This window comes from Microbacterium sp. AB, from assembly GCF_032878875.1.
In the GTDB taxonomy this organism is placed as follows: domain Bacteria; phylum Actinomycetota; class Actinomycetes; order Actinomycetales; family Microbacteriaceae; genus Microbacterium; species Microbacterium betulae.
In genome coordinates, this window is record NZ_CP118157.1 from 2,184,401 (window position 1) to 2,202,897 (window position 18,497).

General features: G+C 70.6%; 17 protein-coding genes. 8 read left to right on the plus strand and 9 right to left on the minus strand.

Annotated elements, in window-relative coordinates; translation table 11 throughout:
* Positions 1–19 precede the first annotated feature (19 nt).
* From ilvC to otsA, 6 genes are all read right to left on the minus strand, one after another.
* Positions 20–1,045, minus strand: a complete 1,026-nt coding sequence (gene ilvC, locus N8K70_RS10340) for a ketol-acid reductoisomerase (protein ID WP_317138262.1) — start codon at positions 1,043–1,045, stop codon at positions 20–22.
* 30 nt (positions 1,046–1,075) lie between these two features.
* Entirely contained in the window at positions 1,076–1,585 is a 510-nt protein-coding gene (gene ilvN / locus N8K70_RS10345) for an acetolactate synthase small subunit (protein ID WP_317138263.1), read from the minus strand.
* Position 1,586: 1 nt separating this feature from the next.
* On the minus strand, positions 1,587–3,392 hold the full coding sequence (locus tag N8K70_RS10350) for an acetolactate synthase large subunit (RefSeq protein ID WP_317138264.1): 1,806 nt from the start codon (positions 3,390–3,392) through the stop codon (positions 1,587–1,589).
* Between the two features lie 66 nt (positions 3,393–3,458).
* A complete protein-coding gene (gene ilvD / locus N8K70_RS10355; RefSeq protein ID WP_317138265.1) occupies positions 3,459–5,168 on the minus strand; it encodes a dihydroxy-acid dehydratase in 1,710 nt (569 codons plus the stop codon).
* A 75-nt stretch (positions 5,169–5,243) separates the two neighbouring features.
* Positions 5,244–6,038, minus strand: a complete 795-nt coding sequence (gene otsB, locus N8K70_RS10360) for a trehalose-phosphatase (protein ID WP_317138266.1) — start codon at positions 6,036–6,038, stop codon at positions 5,244–5,246.
* Positions 6,035–7,471, minus strand: a complete 1,437-nt coding sequence (gene otsA, locus N8K70_RS10365; RefSeq protein WP_317138267.1) for an alpha,alpha-trehalose-phosphate synthase (UDP-forming) — start codon at positions 7,469–7,471, stop codon at positions 6,035–6,037. The genes otsB and otsA overlap by 4 nt, the downstream gene beginning before the upstream one ends.
* Before the next feature lie 196 nt (positions 7,472–7,667).
* On the opposite strand from otsA, the gene N8K70_RS10370 reads away from it, so the two are divergent.
* From N8K70_RS10370 to N8K70_RS10385, 4 genes are all read left to right on the plus strand, one after another.
* Positions 7,668–7,952, plus strand: coding sequence for a hypothetical protein (locus tag N8K70_RS10370; protein WP_317138268.1), 285 nt, complete (start codon positions 7,668–7,670; stop codon positions 7,950–7,952).
* 76 nt (positions 7,953–8,028) lie between these two features.
* Positions 8,029–8,490 (plus strand): MarR family winged helix-turn-helix transcriptional regulator, encoded by a 462-nt coding sequence (locus N8K70_RS10375; RefSeq protein ID WP_317138269.1) that lies wholly within the window; start codon positions 8,029–8,031, stop codon positions 8,488–8,490.
* Positions 8,487–9,722, plus strand: coding sequence for an MFS transporter (locus N8K70_RS10380; RefSeq protein WP_317138270.1), 1,236 nt, complete (start codon positions 8,487–8,489; stop codon positions 9,720–9,722). The genes N8K70_RS10375 and N8K70_RS10380 overlap by 4 nt, the downstream gene beginning before the upstream one ends.
* A gap of 63 nt (positions 9,723–9,785) precedes the next feature.
* Positions 9,786–10,499 (plus strand): hypothetical protein, encoded by a 714-nt coding sequence (locus tag N8K70_RS10385; protein WP_317138271.1) that lies wholly within the window; start codon positions 9,786–9,788, stop codon positions 10,497–10,499.
* Between the two features lie 109 nt (positions 10,500–10,608).
* On the opposite strand, the gene N8K70_RS10390 is transcribed toward N8K70_RS10385, so the two are convergent.
* The gene (locus N8K70_RS10390; RefSeq protein WP_317138272.1) at positions 10,609–12,054 is read right to left on the minus strand and encodes an anthranilate synthase component I family protein; all 1,446 of its coding nucleotides are present in this window, start codon (positions 12,052–12,054) and stop codon (positions 10,609–10,611) included.
* Positions 12,051–12,665, minus strand: coding sequence for an anthranilate synthase component II (locus N8K70_RS10395; protein WP_317138273.1), 615 nt, complete (start codon positions 12,663–12,665; stop codon positions 12,051–12,053). The genes N8K70_RS10390 and N8K70_RS10395 overlap by 4 nt, the downstream gene beginning before the upstream one ends.
* 36 nt (positions 12,666–12,701) lie before the next feature.
* Here N8K70_RS10395 and N8K70_RS10400 point away from each other — a divergent pair, with 36 nt between their 5' ends.
* The 3 genes from N8K70_RS10400 (at position 12,702) to N8K70_RS10410 (ending at position 15,621) form a co-directional block, all read left to right on the plus strand.
* Positions 12,702–13,511, plus strand: a complete 810-nt coding sequence (locus tag N8K70_RS10400) for an aminotransferase class IV family protein (RefSeq protein ID WP_317138274.1) — start codon at positions 12,702–12,704, stop codon at positions 13,509–13,511.
* A 10-nt stretch (positions 13,512–13,521) separates the two neighbouring features.
* On the plus strand, positions 13,522–14,193 hold the full coding sequence (locus N8K70_RS10405; RefSeq protein ID WP_317138275.1) for an SIMPL domain-containing protein: 672 nt from the start codon (positions 13,522–13,524) through the stop codon (positions 14,191–14,193).
* Positions 14,194–14,274: 81 nt separating this feature from the next.
* Positions 14,275–15,621, plus strand: a complete 1,347-nt coding sequence (locus N8K70_RS10410) for a cryptochrome/photolyase family protein (protein ID WP_317138276.1) — start codon at positions 14,275–14,277, stop codon at positions 15,619–15,621.
* A gap of 31 nt (positions 15,622–15,652) precedes the next feature.
* On the opposite strand, the gene N8K70_RS10415 is transcribed toward N8K70_RS10410, so the two are convergent.
* Positions 15,653–16,690 (minus strand): TerC family protein, encoded by a 1,038-nt coding sequence (locus tag N8K70_RS10415; RefSeq protein WP_317138277.1) that lies wholly within the window; start codon positions 16,688–16,690, stop codon positions 15,653–15,655.
* A gap of 333 nt (positions 16,691–17,023) precedes the next feature.
* Between N8K70_RS10415 and N8K70_RS10420 the strand changes: the two genes are divergently transcribed.
* Entirely contained in the window at positions 17,024–18,337 is a 1,314-nt protein-coding gene (locus tag N8K70_RS10420) for a hemolysin family protein (protein WP_317138278.1), read from the plus strand.
* The last annotated feature ends 160 nt before the right edge of the window (positions 18,338–18,497 follow it).

The following is an 18,497-nucleotide window of genomic DNA, read 5'->3' on the forward strand; positions in this document are numbered from 1 at the left end:
GTCGTTCCGCTCGGGATGGTCAGCGCGCGGCCGAGCCCTCCACGTAGTCCGAGTCCTGCTGCTTCCAGGCGAAGAGGGAGCGGAGCTCCCTGCCCGTGACCTCGATGGGGTGCTGCTGCTCCTTCTCGCGCAGCGCGAGGAACTCCGGCGCGCCGGCGTCCTGGTCGTCGATGAAGCGCTTCGCGAACGCGCCCGACTGGATGTCGGCGAGGACGGCCTTCATGTTCTCCTTGACCTGGGCGTCCACGACCCGCGGGCCCGACACGTAGTCGCCGAACTCGGCGGTGTCGGAGATCGACCAGCGCTGCTTGGCGATGCCGCCCTCCCACATGAGGTCCACGATGAGCTTGAGCTCGTGCAGCACCTCGAAGTAGGCGATCTGCGGCTGGTAGCCCGCCTCGGTGAGCACCTCGAAGCCCGTCTGCACGAGGTGGCTCACGCCACCGCAGAGGACCGCCTGCTCGCCGAAGAGATCGGTCTCGGTCTCCTCCGTGAAGGTCGTCCTGATGACGCCGGCGCGGGTGCCGCCGATGGCCTTGGCGTACGAGAGCGCGACGTCCCAGGCCTGGCCCGAGGCGTCGCGCTCGACGGCGATGATGTCGGGGATGCCGCGGCCGGCGACGAACTCGCGACGGACCGTGTGGCCGGGGGCCTTCGGGGCGACGAGGATGACGTCGACGCCCTCGGGGGCGTCGACGTAGCCGAAGCGGATGTTGAAGCCGTGCGCGAAGGCGAGCGTCTTGCCCGCCGACAGGCTCGGCGCGATCGACTCGGCGTAGATCGAGCGCTGGTGCTGGTCGGGCGCGAGGACCATGATGAGGTCGGCCCACGCGGTGGCGTCGGCGACGCTCTTCACCTCGAAGCCCTCGTCCTGGGCCTTCTGCGTCGACTTCGAGCCCTCCTTCAGCGCGATGGCGACCTCGACGCCCGAGTCGCGGAGGTTCTGCGCGTGGGCGTGGCCCTGCGAGCCGTAGCCGACGATCGCGACCTTCTTGTTCTGGATGAGCGACAGGTCGGCGTCTGCGTCGTAGAGGATCTCGGTCACTTGTTTCTCCTTCTGATGGGGATGGGAGTGTCAGCCGCGCAGGACGCGCTCGGTGATGGACTTGCCGCCGCGGCCCAGGGCGAGCAGGCCCGACTGGGCGAGCTCCTTGATGCCGAACGGCTCGATCGCCTTGAGGAAGGCGGCGACCTTGCCCTGATCGCCCGTGATCTCGATCACGAGGGCGTCCGAGGCGTAGTCGACGACGCTGCCGCGGAAGAGGTTCACGACCTCGAGCACGTTCGATCGCGACGCGTTGTCGGCACGCACCTTCACGAGCATGTGCTCGCGCTGCACGGACGCCGACTGCTCGAGCTCGACGATCTTGACGACGTTGATGAGCTTGTTGAGCTGCTTCGTGACCTGCTCGAGCGGCAGCTCGTCGACGTCGACGACCACGGTGATGCGCGAGAGCCCGGGGATCTCGGTCACGCCCACCGCGAGGGAGTGGATGTTGAAGCCGCGGCGGGCGAAGAGGCCCGCGACGCGGGTGAGGAGACCCGGCCGGTCCTCGACGAGCAGGCTCAGAACGTGCGACGACATGTCAGTCCTCCTCCGAGAAGGCGGGCGAGTGATCGCGCGCGTACTGGACATAGCTGTTGCTCACGCCCTGCGGCACCATCGGCCAGACCATGGCGTCGGCGCTCACGACGAAGTCGATCACCACGGGGCGGTCGTTCGTCTCGAGCGCGAGCGCGATGGCGGCGTCGATCTCCTCCTCCTTCTCCACGCGGATGGCGAGGCATCCGTAGGCGTCGGCGAGCTTGACGAAGTCGGGGATGCGCACGGTGTCGTGCCCCGTCTGCAGGTCGGTGTTGGAGTAGCGGCCGTCGTAGAAGAGCGTCTGCCACTGCCTCACCATGCCGAGCGAGGAGTTGTTGATGATGGCGACCTTGATGGGGATGCCGTTGAGCGCGCAGGTCGCGAGCTCCTGATTGGTCATCTGGAAGCAGCCGTCTCCGTCGATCGCCCACACCGGGCGATCGGGCTGCGAGACCTTCGCTCCCATGGCCGCGGGGACGGCGTACCCCATGGTGCCGGCTCCGCCGGAGTTGAGCCACGCGTTGGGGCGTTCGTACCTGATGAACTGGGCGGCCCACATCTGGTGCTGGCCGACTCCGGCGACGAAGACGCCCTCGGGGCCGGTCAGCTCGCCGATCCGCTGGATGACGTGCTGCGGAGAGAGCAGACCGTCCGTCGTCGGGGTGTACCCGAGGGGGTACTGGTCCTGCAGCCCGCGCAGGTACGCCCACCACTCGTCGTAGTCGGGCGACGCGGTCGCCGCCGCCGGACGGAACGCGGTCTCGAGGTCGACGAGAACGTCCTTGAGGTCGCCCACGATCGGCACGTCGGCGATGCGGATCTTCGAGATCTCGGCCGGATCGATGTCGACGTGCACGACCTTCGCCTCGGGAGCGAACAATGCGGCCTTGCCCGTCACCCGGTCGTCGAAGCGCGCGCCGAGCGCGATGAGGAGGTCGCTCTCCTGCAGCGCGAGCACGGCGGGCACCGATCCGTGCATTCCGGGCATGCCGAGGTGCTGCTCGTGCGAGTCGGGGAAGGCCCCGCGAGCCATGAGGGTCGTGACGACGGGGACGCCGGTCGTCTCGGCGAACGCCTTCAGCTCCTCGGACGCACGCGCGCGGATGATCCCGCCGCCGACGTACAGCACGGGCCTGCGCGCCTCGGCCAGCATCGAGACCGCGGCCTGGATCTGCTTGCCGTGCGCCTTGGTCACGGGACGGTAGCCGGGCAGGTCGTAACGGGGCGGCCACACGAACGGCGCCTCGGCCTGCTGGGCGTCCTTCGTGATGTCCACGAGCACCGGGCCGGGGCGGCCCGTCGAGGCGATCTCGTACGCCGCGGCGATGGCTCCCGGGATCTCGGCCGCGTCCTTCACGAGGAAGGAGTGCTTCGTGATCGGCATCGTGATGCCCACGATGTCGGCCTCCTGGAAGGCGTCGGTCCCCATGAGGTTCGAGAAGACCTGGCCGGTGATCGCCAGCAGCGGCACCGAGTCCATGTACGCATCGGCGATGGCCGTGACGAGGTTCGTGGCGCCGGGGCCGCTCGTCGCGATCGCGACGCCGACCTTGCCGCTCGCGGCGGCGTACCCCTCGGCGGCGTGCCCCGCGCCCTGCTCGTGCCGGACGAGGATGTGACGCAGGGTGTTCGCCGACGTCAGCGTGTCGTAGAGCGGAAGGACCGCGCCGCCCGGCAGGCCGAAGACGTCTGCCACGCCGAGCAGCTCGAGCGAGCGGACGACCGCCTGGGCGCCCGTGAGCACGGGCGCTTGCGCGGGGGTGCGGGCGGGCGGCCGGGGAACGGCCGTTGCAGATTCGGCGGGCATGATGATGATTCCTCGCTAGATGGTCGAGTGTGCGCTCCGCGGATGCGGCCGGCGCGCCGGACCGGCTCAGCCGGTCGTCGCGCCTTCGGCCGCGGAGCGCACGAGCTGGGAGTACTTGGCCAGAACGCCTCGGGTGTAGCGCGGGGGCAGGGGCTCCCAGCCGAGACGGCGGGAGCCGAGCTCTGCCTCGTCGACGAGTAGGTCGAGAGTGCGAGCCGCGATATCGACCCTGATCAGATCACCATCGCGCACGAAGGCGATGGGACCGGCGTCCACTGCCTCTGGTGCGATATGGCCGATGCACAGCCCGGTTGTGCCGCCTGAGAATCGTCCGTCCGTCAAGAGTAGTACATCCTTGCCGAGGCCAGCGCCCTTGATGGCCGCCGTGATGGCGAGCATCTCGCGCATGCCGGGGCCGCCCTTGGGGCCCTCGTACCGGATGACCAGGACGTCTCCGGCCTCTACCTCGCCGGCCGCGAGGGCATCCATCGCGGCGCGCTCGCGCTCGAACACCCGCGCAGGTCCTTCGAAGACCGACGCGTCGAAGCCCGCGGTCTTCACCACGGCGCCCTCGGGTGCGAGCGAGCCGTGCAGGATCGTCAGGCCGCCCGTGGCGTGGATCGGGTCGTCGAACGTGTGGATGACCTCGCCGTCGACCGGGTCGGGGTCGAGCTCCCGGAGGTTCTCGGCGACCGTCTTGCCCGTCACGGTCAGCGCGTCGCCGTGCAGCAGGCCCTCGTCGAGCAGCGCCTTCATCACGACGGGGATGCCGCCGTGACGATCGACGTCGTTCATGACGTACTGGCCGAAGGGCTTCATGTCCGCGACGTGCGGGACCCTGTCCCCGATGCGGTTGAAGTCGTGCAGGCTCAGGTCCACCTGTGCCTCGCGGGCGATCGCGAGGAGGTGCAGCACGACGTTCGTCGAGCCGCCGAGCGCCATCGCGAGGGCGATCGCGTTCTCGAACGCCTCCTTCGTGAGGATGTCCTTCGTCGTGATCCCCTGGCGCAGCAGCTCGACGACGGCCTCCCCCGAGCGGTGGGCGAAGTAGTCGCGGCGCCTGTCCGCCGAGGGGGGTGCGGCCGAGCCGGGGAGGCTGAGGCCGAGGGCCTCGGCGACCGACGCCATCGTGTTGGCCGTGTACATGCCGCCGCACGCGCCCTCGCCGGGGGCGAACGCGCACTCGATGCGCTTGAGATCCTGCTCGGACATGAGCCCGGCGCGACACGCGCCCACCGCCTCGAACGAGTCGATGATCGTGATGTCCTTCTCGGTGCCGTCCGAGAGCTTGACCCAGCCGGGGGCGATCGAGCCGGCGTAGAGGAACACGCTGGAGAGGCCGAGCCGGGCGCTGGCCATGAGCATGCCCGGGATCGACTTGTCGCAACCGGCGAGCAGCACCGTGCCGTCGAGACGCTCGGCCATGATGACCGTCTCGACGCTGTCGGCGATGACCTCACGGCTCACGAGGGAGAAGTGCATCCCCTCGTGGCCCATCGAGATGCCGTCCGACACCGAGATCGTGCCGAACTGCAGCGGGTAGCCACCGCCGGAGTGCACGCCCTCCTTCGCCCCCTGCGCGAGACGGTCGAGCGACAGGTTGCAGGGCGTGATCTCGTTCCAGCTGGAGGCGATGCCGATCTGCGGCTTGTCCCAGTCGGCGTCGCCCATGCCGACGGCACGGAGCATCCCACGCGACGTCGTGGCTTCGATGCCGTCCGTCACCACTCGGCTGCGGGGCTTGATGTCGATCTCGGGAGAAACTGCGTCTGTCACGTGGGAAGTCTATTCCTCGCGCGGAGCGGCCCCGGCGCGCATGGCAGGAGGGTCAACGGAGACGGCCGGTTGTCGTCACGATGCGCGCAGATCGGCGAGTGCGCTGAGCAACTCGGCGAACGCGTCGGGATCGGGGACGAGGAGCGACGCGGCGGTCTCCCCCTCGCCCACGTGCACGCCGAGGTCCCCCGGGCACAGCGAACGCAGTGCGTCCTCGTCCGTCACGTCGTCGCCCGCGAACAGCACGGCCGACGCTCCGGTCGCCTTCCGCAGCTCGGCGACGGCCGTGTCCTTGCCCTCGTGCCGCCAGGCGAACTCCACGACGTCCTTCCCCGTCCGGCGGCGCCATCCGGGGGCGGCCTGCGCGACGAGGGATTCGATCGCGGCCTGGGCGGACGCCGTCTCGTCCGGGCCGGCGAGTCGCGTGTGCAGGGCGAACCCGTAGGCCTTGGGCTCGATCCTCACGCCGGGCACGTCGGCGACGAGGCGACGGGCATCGGCCGTCACGGCCTCCGCGAGCGACGCCGATGCGGTGTCGGCGGCGACCGGGTCGACGTGGGCCGGCGTGCCCTCGGGCCGCCAGTGCTCGGCGCCGTGCGAGCCGGCCAGCCAGATGCGCGAGGCGTCGTCGTGCTCGGCGATGATCCGGAGGTCCGCGAGCGATCGACCCGACACGAGCGCCACCGTCGTGCGGGGCAGGGCGGCGAGGCGATCCACCGCCGCTCCGCCGCGCGCGGTCGCGCGCGCGCTCATCGGCTCGTCGACGAGGGGGGCGAGAACGCCGTCGAAGTCGAGGGCGACGAGGAGGCGATCGGCCTTCGCGATCGGTTCCAGCGAGTCGGCTCCCCGGTCGTCGTGGGCCCGGGTCATCCGGCGTCCTCTCCCCGTCTCGTCCGGGCCGCGCGGAACGCCTCCACGTCCGCGAGGAACTTCTGTCCCCAGCGCTCGACGTCGTTCTCGAGCACGCGCCTGCGCATGCTCCGCATCCGCCGCGACTGCTCGCTCTCGGGCATCTCGATGGCCCGCATGATCGTGTCCTTCATCCCGTCGATGTCGTGGGGGTTCACGAGCAGCGCGCTCCCCAGCTCGTCCGCGGCTCCGGCGAACTCGCTGAGCATGAGCACGCCGCGATTGTCGGTGTGCACGGCGACGTACTCCTTCGCGACGAGGTTCATCCCGTCGCGCAGCGCGGTGACGAGCATCACGTCGGCCGCGAGGTAGAGCGCGACCATCTCCTCGCGGGGGAAGCCCTGGTGCAGGTATCGGATGGCCGTGTGGTTGATGGTGTCGTAGTCGCCGTTGATGCGCCCCACCGTGAGCTCGATCTCGTCGCGCAGATCCTGGTAGGCCTCGACGCCGGGTCGACTCGGGCTCGCGACCTGCACGAGCGTCACGTCGCCGACCTTGACCTTGCCGTCCACGAGCAGTTCGCCGAAGGCCTTGAGCCGATGGCGGATCCCCTTCGTGTAGTCGAGCCGGTCGACGCCGAGCAGCACCTTCGACGGGCTCCCGAGCTGCTCGCGGATCTCGCGCGCCCTGTCACGGATCGCCGGGTCCTTCGCCAGCTCGATGAAGGAATGCGCGTCGATGGAGATCGGGTACGCCTTCGCCACGGCGGTGCGCGAGGTGCCGTCCGGCTGAGGGATCGTGATGCTGTCGCTCTTGGTGGTGAACTTCAGCACGCGACGGATCGAACGCTGGAAGTTCCCGGCGTCGGCCACGCGCTGGAAGCCGATGACGTCGGCTCCGAGCAGCCCCTCCAGCACCTGGCGCCGCCAGGGCAGCTGCGAGTACAGGCCGTATGCAGGAAAGGGAATGTGGTGGAAGTAGCCGATCGTCACGTCGGGCCGCAGCTCGCGGAGCATCTGCGGGACGAGCTGAAGCTGGTAGTCCTGGACCCACACGACGCCGCCCTCGCCGACCGCCTCCGCGGCCGCCTCCGCGAAGCGCCTGTTCACCCGGACGTAGGAGTCCCACCACGAGCGCTTGTACACCGGCGTCGCGATGACGTCGTGGTAGAGCGGCCAGATCGTCCCGTTCGAGAACCCCTCGTAGTAGCTCTCGAGCTCCTCCTCGTCGAGCGAGACGGGGACGAGCTGCGTTCCGTCGAACTCGAAGGGCTCCACCGTGAGGCCCGCCTTGCCCGCCCAGCCGACCCACGCGCCGTCGACGGTCTTCATGACCTGCTCGAGAGCGGTGACGAGACCGCCGGGAGAACGGCGCCAGGCGGGCTCTCCGCGCTCGTCCTCGATCCGGTCGACGGGCAGTCGGTTGGCTACTACGACGAGATCCGCTTTGGGCATGACGCTCCTCCGTGTCGCGCCCAGTCTATCCAGGGGCTTCTCGCTGTCATCGTGGGGCCACGGCCCTTGACGGCTCATGCCGTCTCCGTTATCCGCGCGCGTGATGAACGCCGGTCGGGCAGGCCCGCGTCCGCCTGCGACCTCGGCCACGCGTCGGCTCCGTGCGCGCGCACGGCCCTCGCGCTACCGTGGGATCATGCGCAAGTACCTCCTGGGAACCGGACTCGTCGGCGCGATCACGAGCGGGTACTCCCTGCTCAGGGGATCGGATGATCGCCGGTTCACCTGGCGCGTGGCGCTCGCGTGGATCGGGTGGGGCATCACCTTCGCCCTGGCCCTCGGCGAGATCCGCGACATCAGGACCGCCTCCCGCGGCGGGACCGTGTCGGACGACTCCCCCATCGCGGGCAAGGAGTACAAGTACGCCGCGGGGACCTCGAAGGCCGACGCGAAGAAGGCGCACGAGAAGAAGCGGAAGTAGGCGGAAGCCGCTTCTCCCGCAGCTGTCGTCGTCCCCAATGCATGCCTTAGTTATATAACCGAGGTATGATCTTCGTATGGATCACGCCCGCGACCTCGAGAGCATCATCATCGCGGCGCACGCGCTGACCCGCGTCGCCGCGCTCGAGACGCGCAACGAGGCCCCCGCCGCGCAGTGGCGCACGCTCGCCATCCTCCGCGACCACGGTCCCCTGCGGATCGGCGAGCTCGCCCGCCTCAGCCGCGTCACGCAGCCGGGGATGACGAGGCTGATCGGCGGGATGGAACGAGCGGGTCTCGTCGGCCGCGAGCCGGACCCGGACGACTCGCGCGCCGTGCGCGTGCTCGCGACCTCGCGGGGGAACGACGCATACGCGGCGTGGCGCGTGCAGCTCGTCGACGCCCTCCTCCCCCGCTTCTCCGACCTCGGGACGGCCGACTGGGACGCCATCCGCACGACCGCCGCACTGCTCGACGCGCGGACGAACGGACCCGACACGACGCACGACACACGACGAGAGGGGTCATCGGCACGATGAGCGCAGGAGAGAAGACGGGGTCCGTGTGGCATCAGCCGATGCCGGTGTGGGCCGTGGCGTTCGCGAGCGTGGTGGCGTTCATGGGCATCGGGCTCGTGGATCCCATCCTCCCCGCCATCGCCGACCAGCTGCACGCCACTCCCGCGGAGAGCGAGCTGCTGTTCACGAGCTATCTCGTCATCACGGGCATCATGATGCTCTTCACGAGCTTCATCTCCAGCCGCATCGGGGCGAAGCGGACGCTCCTGATCGGGCTGGCGCTCATCCTCGTCTTCGCGTTCCTCTGCGCGATGAGCGGATCGGTCGACGCCGTCATCGGCTTCCGGGCCGGATGGGGTCTCGGCAACGCACTGTTCATCTCGACCGCGCTCGCGACGATCGTCGGCGCGGCGGCGGGCGGCAGCGCCAACGCGATCATGCTCTACGAGGCGGCCCTCGGCCTCGGCCTCGCGATCGGCCCGCTCGTGGGCGGCCTGCTCGGCTCGGTCACCTGGCGTGCGCCGTTCTTCGGCGTCACGACGCTCATGGCGGTCGCCTTCATCGCCATCGCCGTGCTCCTCCGGGTTCCCGCCGGCTCTCCCCAGCCGGCGCCCGTGCGGCTCACCGCCGCCTTCCGCGCACTCGGCGATCCGGCGCTGGGGCTCCTCGCCGTCGCCGCCGTCTTCTACAACATCTCGTTCTTCGTTCTGCTGGCCTACTCGCCGTTCCCCCTGGGCTTCTCCGCGCTCGGCATCGGCTTCACCTTCTTCGGCTGGGGCCTGGGCCTCGCGATCACCTCGATCTGGGGAGCGCCCCTGCTGCTGCGCTTCGTGAAGCGCACCACCGCGATCGTCATCGTCCTGCCGCTCATCGCGATCGATCTGCTCATCGCGGGACTGCTCGTCGACAGCAAGCCGGCCCTCGTGGCCTGCATCGTCGTGGGCGGCCTGCTCTACGGCTTCATGAACACCATCCTGACCGAGACGGTCATGGAGGCGACCGAGATACCGCGGCCCATCGCGTCGTCCGCCTATTCGGGCGTGCGCTTCCTGGGCGGCGCCGCCGCCCCGCCGATCGCCGCCCTCCTCGCGGAGGAATGGGGGCACACCGCCCCGTACGCGTTCGGCACGGCGGCGGCTCTCGTCGCGGCCCTCGTCGTCTTCTCCGGCCGCCGGCTGCTCCGGCGAGCGGACGGCCGGCAGGAGAGCGCCGCGGAGCAGGCGGAGGCCGTCGCCATCGGCGACGCCGACTGATCGCACCCGTCACCCCGCATCGGCGCGGTCGGCGACCTCCGGGGCTGTGAAAGACTGTGGCCCGTGGCGGAGGGCGAGTTCGTGCGGGTCGTCAGCGCGAGTCTCAGCCTGCTCGGCCTCGGACTGGTGATGGGCTTCAGTCCGACGCTCTACGGTGTGGCGCTGCATCTCCTCACCCGCTCCCGCAGCCCGGGACGGGAGATACGGTGGCTCACGGCCGGCATCGCGGCGGGGGCCTCGATCCTGTTCTTCGTCTTCCGGGTGTTCGATCCCGACACCCTCGCCGCGGCGTTGCGCGGTCATGTCGAGGAGCTTCTGATCAGGCGCGGCGTCGATCTCGCCGCCGGGTCGGTCTTCGTCCTGCTCGCCGTCGTCGTCTTCTCTCGCGCACGGACCCCGCGGCGGTCGACGCCCGGCATCCGGGAGGCCCCGGGCGGACATCCCCGTCGCATGCTCCTGCTGGGACTCGCCAATACGGTGATCGGCGTCAGCGGGGTGGCCACGATGTATGTCACGGGCCGGGTCGTCACGGGCGCCAGTGATGATCTCCTCGTCCGCGCCCTGCTCTACGGGGTCTTCCTCGTCACGCTCACAGGACCCTACCTCGCGGCGTCGTGGGCGTGGAGACGATTCCCGGCGCTGGCCGGACGAGTCACCCGGGGATACACCTGGTTGGCGGCTCGCGATCTCCGTCCGGCGTTCGCGGCCGGCTCCCTGATCGCGGGCCTGGTGTTCCTCGGGCTGGGTGTCTGGGGACACGGGAGCACCGGATCATGAGCGCCTCGCCTCTCCTCCGCTGCGCGGACTCGGGCGAGAAGGCCTCGGAGCCGCGACGTCGGCCGGAGGGCGACGGCGAGGCGGACCGCGCGGGTTCCGCCGCCGCGCGTCATGCTCCCGCTCTCCCGCGGCGGGCCTCGAACGGGTGGGTTCGCCCGAACGCCTGCAGGAGGGGGGTCGCCTTCGCGACCGTCTCGTCCGCCTCGGACTCCGGGTCGCTCTCGATCGTGATCGCGCCGCCGGTGCCGATCTCGACGAGCCCGTCGGAGACCACGGCGGTGCGGATGACGACGGCGAGGTCGACGGCGCCGCAGCGGGAGAACGCCCCGATCACGCCCGAGTAGAGGCCCCGCGCCGCCGCCTCCAGGCCGTCGAGCAGCTCCACCGTGCGGCGTTTGGGCGCGCCGGTCATCGATCCCGGCGGGAAGAGCGCCTCCGCCGCGTGCACGGCGGCGGCCCGCCGCGGCAGCAGGCGGCCGCGCACCGACGTCACGAGCTGGTGCACGGTCGCGTAGCTCTCCACGGCCATGAGCCGGGGCACCGTGACGGTGCCCGGCGCGCAGACCCGCCCCAGGTCGTTGCGGAGGAGATCGACGATCATGAGGTTCTCGCTGCGCGTCTTGGGGTCCGCCGCGAGCGCGCGAGCGGCCTCGCGATCGGAGGCGGGATCCGCCTCGCGTCGCGCCGTCCCCTTGATCGGCTTCGTCTCGGCCCATCCGCTGCTCGTCACGGCGAGATACCTCTCCGGCGAGCACGAGAGGACGTCGCGCCCGTCGAGCCGGAGGTACGACGCATACGGGGCGGGGTTGGTGCGACGCAGGCGGCGATAGACGTCGAACGGCGCCTCGTCGGACGCGAACCGCAGGCTGTACGTGTAGCAGGCCTCGTACGAGTCGCCGGCACGGAGCCAGGCGCGGACGGCCGCGAGGTCGTCGAGATATCGATCGCGGGTCACGCTCGTCGCCGCCGCGCCCGCCCGCACCGGGGCGGCCGGACGCGGCAGCGGACGGACGTGCGCGATCCGGTCCACGGTGCGTTCGATCCATGCGCGCGCCTCCGCCTCGTCGGAGGCCGGACCGGTCGCCACGACGTGCAGTCGCGAGACGAGGTGGTCGAGGACGAGGAACCGGCTGAGGTGCGCGAGCTGCGCGTCGGGAGCGTCGGAGCGCGGTCGCGCTCCGACGCTCTTGACGCCGTAGCCGACGGCTCCCACGTAGCCGCCGGCGAAGGGCAGCCCCGCGGGGGCCTCCGACGGATTGCGGTCGAGACGCTCGCCGACGAGCCGCCAGAGGTCGTGCCCCGTTCCCGCGGGCTGCCCGTCCACCGCGAGCCGGCCGTCCGCCGCCCAGAAGGCGAGGACGTGGTCGCGCGGGCCTTCGGGCGCGCCCATGAGGGAGTATCGGCCGGAGCCGTACGCCTGCGACGCGCTGTCGAGCCAGACGGCCGGCGCCCCGTCCGCGCCGTAGAGGTGTGCGAAAAGCGCGTCGGGCTCCGCCTCGAGCGGATGCTCCTCGGTCCAGACCAGCCAGGTGCCCGGTCGCTCGTCGGCGATCACGGCCGCCGCCTCCCGTCGCCGTCCGTCGTCGCGAGGAAGTTCTCGACGAGGCGCGCGCCGTGCTCCGTGGCGACGGACTCGGGATGGAACTGCACGCCGTACCAGCCTCGTTCGGGGATCTCCCCCGCCATGACGAGGCCGTCCCCCGAGCGCGCCGTGACCCGCAGCCCCTCGGGAACCGGCTCGCCGAGCACGAGCGAGTGGTAGCGGACGGCGTCGAACCTCTCCGGGACGCCGTCGAAGAGGCCGGAGGGCCCGTGGGAGACCTCGTCGACACGACCGTGGGCGGGGTGCGGGGCGGAGACGATCCGCCCGCCGAGCGCCACGGCCATCGTCTGGAATCCGAAGCACACCCCCAGGACGGGCGCGGTCGTCCTGCGCAGCACCTCGATCCCGAGGCCGACGTCCGCGGCGCGATACGGGGTCCCGGGGCCGGGGCTCAGAACGATGTGGGTGTAGTCGCCCAGCGCGTCGAGGTCGACGCGGTCGTTCTCGACGAGATCGGGGGCGTCGCCCGTCGCGCCCCAGATCAGCTGCAGCAGGTTTCCCGTGTACGAGTCGTAGTTGTCGACGAGGAGCACTCGACGGCGTCTCGCGTGTCCCTTCGTCATCGTCACTATTGTGCGGCACGTGGGAGACTGAGGCGCATGCAGCAGCTCGACGGCGCCGCGGTCGGCATCGACCGGCTGCAGGCCCTCGCTCTCGTGAACCACGGCCATTTCACGACCATGCGCGTCGACGGCGGCCGGGTGCGCGGGCTGTCGCGGCACCTCGAGAGGCTGGTGCGCGACTGTCGCACGGTGTTCGACGCCGAGCTCGACGTCGATGCCGTGCGCGGGTTCGTCCGCGCGGCGATCGCCGACGAGGACGAGAGCGTCGTCGTGCGCGTGACGGTGTTCGACCCGGCGCTCGGGCTCCAGCGACCGGGCGGCGACGCGGCGCCTCGCGTCCTCGTCTCGCCGCGTGGGGTCGCGCCCTCTGCGGACGCGCCCTTGCGGCTGCGCACGACCAGATACCAGCGCGACCTTCCCGCCGTGAAGCACACGGGGCTTTTCGGCGCGCTGCACGAACGACGCCGGGCGCAGCGGGCCGGCTTCGACGACGCCGTGTTCGTCGACGCGACGGGCCGGCTGAGCGAGGGCCCCACGTGGAACCTCGGCTTTGTCGACGGGGGACGACTCGTGTGGCCGGAGGCGGATGCGCTCCCCGGCGTGACGATGTCGCTGCTGTCGGAGGCGCACGACGGGCTCGTGACGAGGCGTCCGGTGTCGGCGTCCGATCTGCCGGGGATGGAGGCGGCGTTCGCGACGAACGCGGGTGGCGGCGTCCGCGCGGTGGCGGCGATCGACGACGTGACGTGGGATCCCGCGCATCCGGCCATCGGCCTGCTCCGCGACGCCTACGCATCGATCGCGGGGGAGCCCCTGATCGAGGCCCCTCGCATCCTCCCCGCGTAGAGTCGCGCATATGAGCGACGTCATCATCACGGTCCGCGGCGACGACGAGGCGCGCATCGCGCCCGAGCAGGCCTCCCTTCATCTCTCCGTGCGCACGGAGGGCCCCGCCCGCGCGGAGGTCGTCGAACGGACGCTCGCCCTCGCCGAGCCCGTGCGCGACGGCATCGTCGCCCGCGAGGTGTCGGGGACCGTGGTCGAGTGGTCGAGCAAGCGGCTCGCCGTGCACGCGCAACGCTCCTGGGGCAAGGAGGGCAGGCGGTCCGCCCCGGTCTTCTCCGCGAGCGTCGACTTCACCGCGACCTTCGCCGACGCCGCGGAGCTCTCCGTCTGGGTCTCGGAGGTCTCGTCATGGGACGGCGTCGAGATCGGAGACGTCCGCTGGATCCTGACTCCCGGGACGCGGGCGAGCGTCGAGCGCGACGTCGCGGCGCGCGCCGTCGGCGTCGCCGTGGCGCGTGCCACGGCGTACGCGGAGGCGCTGGGGCTGAGCACGGTCGTGCCGCTCGAGATCGCCGACGTCGGGCTCCTCTCGCGCGGAGACGGCGGCTCCCCCATCGTCCCGAAGACCGCGCGCGCGGCGGCGTTCTCCGTCAACGGCTCGGATTCCTCCCCCGCCATGGACTACCAGCCGGACGACATCGTCGTCTCCGCGACCGTCGAGGCCCGGTTCACGGCGCGCTGAGCCGTCCCGACGCCCACCGTCAGCGCACCCCGTCCGTGTCAAGCCGGTGAAGCAGGCGACGATCCGACGTAGCGTGGCGGGATGACCACGCTCGTCTGGTTCCGCGACGACCTGCGCCTCGCCGATCATCCCGCGCTCCGCGCCGCGCTCGAGCGGGACGAGCCGGTGGTGGGCGTGTACGTGCTCGATGAGGAGTCGGACGGCGTGCGCCCGCTCGGCGGGGCGGCCCGCTGGTGGCTGCACCACTCCCTCGCCTCGCTGGGCGAGCGGATGACGGACCGCGGCTCGACGCTCGTGCTGCGCCGCGGACGCGCGGCGGAGGTGGTCCCCCGGCTCGTCGCGGAGGCCGGCGCCTCGGCGGTGCTGTGGAGCCGGCGCTACGGCGGACCCGAGCGGGAGATCGACACGGCCGTCAAGAGCGCCCTGCGCGACGACGGCGTCGAGGCACGGTCCTTCGCGGGTTCGCTGCTGTTCGAACCGTGGACCATCCGCACCGGAGCAGGCCGTCCTTACGGCGTCTACACGCCCTTCTGGCGCGCCTGCCTCGCCATGCCGGAGCCACGCGACCCGCTGCCCGAGCCGCGCTCGCTCCCGGGGCCGTCGCGACGGCCCGCCTCGGACGCGCTCGACGACTGGGGGCTCCTCCCCGCCGGCCCGGACTGGGCCGATGGCCTGCGGGAGACCTGGGAGCCCGGCGAGCCCGCCGCCCGGCGGCGGCTGCAGGAGTTCCTCTCCGAGGACGTCGCCGACTACGGACGCGCGCGCGACGAGCCCGCATCAGGCGTGACCTCGGCGCTGTCGCCGCGGCTCCGCTGGGGCGAGGTGAGCCCTTTCACTGTGTGGCACGCGGCGATCGACTCGGGCGCGGACGTCGGCGGGTTCCTCTCCGAGATCGGCTGGCGCGAGTTCGCGTGGCACACGCTGTTCCATCATCCCGACCTGCACACCATGAACCTCGACCGTCGATACGACGCCTTCCCCTGGCCGCCCCTCGACACCGACGCTCTCCACGCCTGGGAGGGCGGGCGCACGGGCATCCCGCTCGTCGACGCCGGGATGCGGGAGCTGTGGCGCACGGGCGCCATGCACAACCGCGTGAGGATGGTCGTGGCGTCGTTCCTCGTGAAGAACCTGCTCATCGACTGGCGGCAGGGCGAGCAGTGGTTCTGGGACACGCTCGTGGACGCCGATGCCGCGAGCAACCCCTTCAACTGGCAGTGGGTGGCCGGCTCGGGCGCCGACGCCGCACCGTACTTCCGCGTCTTCAACCCGGAGCTGCAGGCGAAGAAGTTCGACCCGCACGGCGAGTACGTCCGCCGATGGGCTCCGGACCACGCCGACGGCGAGGGGCCCGCCCCGATCGTCGACCTCCTGTCGTCGCGACGGCGGGCGCTCGACGCCTACGACGCGGTCAGACGACGGGGATGACGGATCCGCGAGCGGGATCCCGTACCGAGGGTCAGCGGTCCGTGGGGCGGGCCGAGTCGTCGGACGGCGCGTCCTGCCCGGCGTCCGCGGCCTGCTCCGCACGCACACGGTCGCCGCGCGTCTTGAGGAGACTTGCGACGGTGGCGACGGTGATGGTCGCGGCGATGAACAGCAGGGAGAACCAGATCGGGATCTCCGGGATCCACTCGACGGGCTCGCCGCCGTTGATGAACGGGAGCTCGTTCACGTGCAGGGCGTGGAACACGAGCTTCACGCCGATGAACGCGAGGATGACCGCGAGCCCCTGCGCGAGGTACACGAGCCGCGAGAGCAGACCGCCGATGAGGAAGAACAGCTGACGCAGCCCCATGAGCGCGAACGCGTTCGCCGTGAAGACGATGTACGCCTCGTTCGTCAGGCCGTAGATGGCCGGGATGGAGTCCACCGCGAAGATGAGGTCGATGAACCCGATGGCGATGATCGTGAGCATCATCGGCGTGATGAAGCGCGTGCCGTCCTTCTTCACCGTCAGGCGGTCGCCGTGATACTCGTCGGTGACCGGGAGGACACGGCGGACGAGCTTCATGAAACGGCCGTTCGCCGGGTCGGACTCGTGGTCCGAGAACGCCTGCCTGTAGGCCAGGAAGAGCAGCAGAGCGCCGAAGATGTAGAAGATCCATGAAAGGTTCTCGATGAGCGCCGCGCCGACGGCGATGAACCCGCCGCGGAGGATCAGGGCGATCACGATGCCGATCATCAGCACCTTCTGCTGATACATCCTCGGCACGGCGAAGCCCGTCATGACGATGAGGAAGACGAAGAGGTTGTCGATCGACAGCGCCTTCTCCGTCAGGTATCCGGCGAAGTACTCGCCGCCGTACGTCCACCCCGACACGACGCCGATGCCGACGCCGAACAGCAGCGCGAGGCCGATGTAGAAGGCCGACCACCGGGCCGACTCGCCGATCGTCGGCTCATGCGGCTTGCGGACGTGCGCGAAGAACTCGTAGACGAAGAACGCGATCGTCACCGCGATGGTGATGATCCAGACGAGGGGCGTGATCTGCACGGAGAGTCTCCCAAGAGGGGCGAGGAACGGATGACGGACGTCAAAGTCTCCTTCGCTCCGACATAAGTCGGAACCGGCGGCCCGGGACCCGGCGCTGGATCCGTAATGACGAGCCGACCGCGGTCGGAAGTACTCCCTTTGCGGAGACCAGCATACGACAGACGGACGCGGGCTGACGGGGATTCGCCCATCCCGTGTCGTGCGCGGCCTGGCCGCTCCCCCGCATGCCCCGTACCCTTGTGCCATGAGCCGACATAGCGATCCCGACTCCGACTGCCACAGTCCCGGCGGTGCGGCGCACCGTCACAGCCCCCTGCGTGAGGGGCTCCTCCGATGAGCGGCGAGCTCATCCTCAACATCGCACTCGTCATCGCGTTCGTCCTCGTCGGCGGCGTGTTCGCCGCCACGGAGATGGCGCTCGTGACCCTCCGCGAGAGTCAGATCAACGCGATCTCCCAACGGGGCAAGCGCGGCGAGAAGGTCGCCAGCCTGGCACGGAACCCGAACACGTTCCTGTCCGCCGTGCAGATTGGGGTCACCGTCGCGGGGTTCTTCTCCGCGGCCTACGGCGCATCCTCGATCGCCCCCGCGGTGGCCCCCGTGCTGGTCGCGGCGGGGCTCGCGCCCGCCGTCGCCGGCAGCGTGGCGACGATCGTCCTCACGCTGCTGATCGCCTACCTCTCGCTCGTGCTCGGCGAGCTCGCCCCCAAGCGGCTCGCGATCCAGCGCAACGCCTCCTTCGCGTACGCGGTGGCCCCCGTCCTGAACGGCTTCGCGAAGCTCATGCGACCGGTCATCTGGCTCCTGTCGGTCTCCACCAACGCGCTGGTGCGGCTCTTCGGCGGCGACCCCGACAAGGCGGCGGAGGAGATGACGGACGAGGAGCTGCGCGACATCGTCTCCACGCACGAGGGTCTCCCCGAGGACGAGCGCCGCATCCTCGACGACGTGCTCTCCCTCAGGGACAGGGAGGTCAGCGAGGTGATGCGACCGCGACCGGAGGTCGTCGCCCTCGACGGGGCCGGATCCATCGCCGACGCCATCGCGCGGGTGCACGAACAGCCCTTCTCCCGCTTCCCCGTGACCGACAGCTCCATCGACGACATCGTCGGGTTCGTGCACGTCCGCGACCTGTTCGACTCCGCGGGAGCCGACGACACCCGTCCTCTCACGACGATCATGCGGGACATCTCCTACTTCCCCGCCTCCGCACGGGTGCTGCCCACGCTGACGACGATGCGCGCGAACGGCCACCACATCGCCGTGATCGTCGACGAGTACGGCGGGACCGACGGGATCGTGACCCTCGAGGACCTCATCGAGGAGGTCGTGGGCGAGATCTTCGACGAGTACGACGCGGAGTCGTCGGTTCCCGAGATCGGCGATCTCGGCGGCACGGTCGACGGACGGCTGAACCTGCAGGACTTCGCCGAGGCCACGGGCGTGGAGCTCGAGCGCGGCACCTACGACACCGTGGCCGGCTATGTCGTCGACCGCCTCGGCCGCATCGCCGCCGTGGGCGACGCGGTGTCCGTCGGAGACGTGACGCTGCGGGTGGCGAGCATGGACCGCCGCCGGGTGTCGGAGGTGGAGGTCGTGCGTCGCGCGAGCGCTCCCGACGACTCCCGCTCCGACATCGCGCCCTGACGGATCCGCCCCATCGCTGGCGAGGCCCGAGGAGGATCGATCCTCGCCGGACCTCGCGTATGGCTGATGCGTTTCCGGCGGTCTCTCGCCGATCCTCCGCGGGTCCCCGTGTGCCCGGGAGAGCATATGCAGGGAGCATCTCAGCGACCTCATAGGATGC

Coding starts and splice junctions, on each gene's coding strand:
- ilvN (WP_317138263.1), bottom strand. CDS start 1,585: ATGTCGTCGCACGTTCTGAGCCTGCTCGTCGAGGACCGGCCGGGTCTC.
- N8K70_RS10350 (WP_317138264.1), bottom strand. CDS start 3,392: ATGCCCGCCGAATCTGCAACGGCCGTTCCCCGGCCGCCCGCCCGCACC.
- otsB (WP_317138266.1), bottom strand. CDS start 6,038: ATGACCCGGGCCCACGACGACCGGGGAGCCGACTCGCTGGAACCGATC.
- otsA (WP_317138267.1), bottom strand. CDS start 7,471: ATGCCCAAAGCGGATCTCGTCGTAGTAGCCAACCGACTGCCCGTCGAC.
- N8K70_RS10370 (WP_317138268.1), top strand. CDS start 7,668: ATGCGCAAGTACCTCCTGGGAACCGGACTCGTCGGCGCGATCACGAGC.
- N8K70_RS10375 (WP_317138269.1), top strand. CDS start 8,029: ATGGATCACGCCCGCGACCTCGAGAGCATCATCATCGCGGCGCACGCG.
- N8K70_RS10380 (WP_317138270.1), top strand. CDS start 8,487: ATGAGCGCAGGAGAGAAGACGGGGTCCGTGTGGCATCAGCCGATGCCG.
- N8K70_RS10395 (WP_317138273.1), bottom strand. CDS start 12,665: ATGACGAAGGGACACGCGAGACGCCGTCGAGTGCTCCTCGTCGACAAC.
- N8K70_RS10400 (WP_317138274.1), top strand. CDS start 12,702: ATGCAGCAGCTCGACGGCGCCGCGGTCGGCATCGACCGGCTGCAGGCC.
- N8K70_RS10405 (WP_317138275.1), top strand. CDS start 13,522: ATGAGCGACGTCATCATCACGGTCCGCGGCGACGACGAGGCGCGCATC.
- N8K70_RS10410 (WP_317138276.1), top strand. CDS start 14,275: ATGACCACGCTCGTCTGGTTCCGCGACGACCTGCGCCTCGCCGATCAT.
- N8K70_RS10420 (WP_317138278.1), top strand. CDS start 17,024: ATGAGCGGCGAGCTCATCCTCAACATCGCACTCGTCATCGCGTTCGTC.